A 2248-nucleotide genomic window follows, 5' to 3' on the forward strand; every position below is an offset into this window, starting at 1 on the left:
CGTCCGCTACGACTACAAGCAGCCCGAGGAACCTGACGTGCTGCCGCCGCCCGACGCGATGGTGGTCGCCCCGGCCACCTTCAACACCATCAACAAGTGGGCGGCCGGCATCAGCGATACCCTCGCCCTCGGCCTGCTCAACGAGGCACTAGGTCTCGGCCTTCCCGTGGTCGCGGTGCCGTTCCCCAACATTGCCCTTGCCAAGCATCCCGCGTTCCGTCGCAGCATGAGAGAGCTGGAGGCGTTGGGGGTGCGCCTGCTGTTCGATCCGGACGCCTATCCGCTCCCGACGCCGAACCTAGGACCAGCCAGCCGCGACCTGTTTCCGTGGCAGGCATTGCGTGAGGAGCTGGCCAAACTCACGGTCGAGCAAGGCCCTTGACGCGCTCTCGTTAACTGCCGTCAACGCTCGTCAAGTTCCGCCGGTACTGCCCGGACGCCACCGTATGAGGCGTCACACACGGCTACTCGGCAGGTGTTCCAGCACCTCCGGGGCCAGGCAGCACACGGAAGGAGCCGCCACATGCTGGACGAGCAGAGAGCCAGCAGCCAGCCGTCTGAGGACGCCAGCGCTGTCCGGGACGACGGCCGTCTCACATACACGCTGAGCGAGGCCGCCTCTCGGCTCGGCATCTCCCGGGCGTTGGCGTACGAGGCCGCGCAGCGAGGCGAGCTCCCTGTGTGCCGCATCGGCCGCCGGGTGCTTGTCCCACGGGTCGCGCTGCTTCGCCTGCTTGGACAGGACGGCCCGCGCGGCTCGCAGTCGACCTAACACTTCGCGGCCCGGGCGGTTACGCCTCCCGGGCCGGCCTATCCTCGGAGGTTCCCTTGCCCGCAGAGGGCTTCTTTCAGGCTGGCCGCACCCGGCCCGGCCCCAACGTCCACGGTCCCCGCATGGGTCCGTCGTCGGCCGGCGGCCGGCCCGGCGGCGGCACCTCGCGGCGGCCGCGGTGGGACACCGACGCTGGCATCACCGACCGCGACGTCGCCGCCCTCCGCTGGCTCGGCCAGCAGTACGCGGCCCGCTCCGACGTCCTCCGGGTGCTGCTGGGCCGGCTTTCACCTGGCTCGCCACGCATCGAGGGCCAGCTGGCCGAGACGACCCTGCGTGATGTGGTAGCCCGCTGGGAGGACCGCGGCCTCGTCGACCGCGACCGCCTCCTCGGCCACCTGTGGGTCGCCCCCACCGCCAAGGCCCTGCGACTGGTCGGCCTGGAGGTGCGGGCCTGGTCCTTCGTCATCCCCCAACTCGCCCACGTCCACGCCGTCGGCGTCGTCCGGCTGGCCTTGGAGCCAAGCATCCCCGAGGGCGGCTGCTGGCTGTCGGAGCGGCAGCTGCGCCGGGAGGCCGGCAAGAGCCACGTCCCCGACGCCGCCATCCAGCTCCCCGACACCTCCGGGGCCGCCGCCGGCGCCGGCCTGTACGGCGAGGACGTCGACCCCCTCCCCAAGCGGATCGCGGTCGAGGTCGAGCTGACCCGCAAGGGCGCCGCCCGGCTGCGCGAGGCCTGGACCCGGCCCCGGCATGGCCGCTGGCAGCGGACCGTCTACTACGCCCCCCCTGAGGTCGCCGGCTACCTGACCGGGCAGCTCCAGCGCATCCGGCCCCGCCATCCCATCCAGATCCACCTGCTCCCCGAGGTGCCCGGGACCACCTATCTGCGCTCGACCCCCGGAGGTGCCGCATGACCGTCCCGACTCGCCCTGAGCACCCTCATGGCTGGCAAGCCACCCCCGCCCACCCAATTCCGCGAGCCGCCCGCCAGCCGGCCGCCAACGGCCTGCTGCTGGTCATGCTGATGCTGGTCTGGTTCTCGCCGCTATCCATCGTCGCCTGGCTGGTCGGGCAGGCGGTAATCCTGCTCCAGCGCCGCTGGCACTGGTGGCGCTTCACCCTCGCCGCCATCGCCGGCATCGGTGTGGTGCTGGCCGTGACCGGCCCCCAGGAGGCGCTGCGCCGGCATGTATTCGTGCCCCAGCACTTCTGGCAGTACGTGGCCCTGCACTTCGGCTTCGGGCCACCAGGCACCCGGGTCACGGTCGGCCAGTTCCTCTGGGACCTGGTGACCACCCAGGTGTGGCTGGCCGTCCCGGTGGGGCTGCTGGCCGCGTCGCTGTCGGTGTGGAATGCCGAGCGGGCCGCCGGCGGGGCCGAATGGAGCCCCTTCGTCCGGCGCCGCCAGCGCATCGACCAGCGCGCACTTGATCGCCGAACGGCCAGGCTGGCTGCCCGCCCGCGTGACCACAA

General features: G+C 72.0%; 4 protein-coding genes. All 4 read left to right on the forward strand.

The window, feature by feature from the left end; translation table 11 throughout:
* The coding region (locus tag VF468_10080; protein HEX5878657.1) for a flavoprotein at positions 1-382 on the forward strand (382 nt) is incomplete at its 5' end.
* A 141-nt stretch (positions 383-523) separates the two neighbouring features.
* Entirely contained in the window at positions 524-772 is a 249-nt protein-coding gene (locus VF468_10085; protein HEX5878658.1) for a helix-turn-helix domain-containing protein, read from the forward strand.
* Positions 773-894: 122 nt separating this feature from the next.
* A complete protein-coding gene (locus VF468_10090; protein ID HEX5878659.1) occupies positions 895-1689 on the forward strand; it encodes a hypothetical protein in 795 nt (264 codons plus the stop codon).
* Positions 1686-2248, forward strand: a 563-nt coding sequence (locus tag VF468_10095; protein ID HEX5878660.1) for a hypothetical protein, incomplete at its 3' end; no start/stop codon positions are given. The genes VF468_10090 and VF468_10095, both read left to right, overlap by 4 nt.

It is taken from the genome of Actinomycetota bacterium, from assembly GCA_036280995.1.
In the GTDB taxonomy this organism is placed as follows: domain Bacteria; phylum Actinomycetota; class CALGFH01; order CALGFH01; family CALGFH01; genus CALGFH01.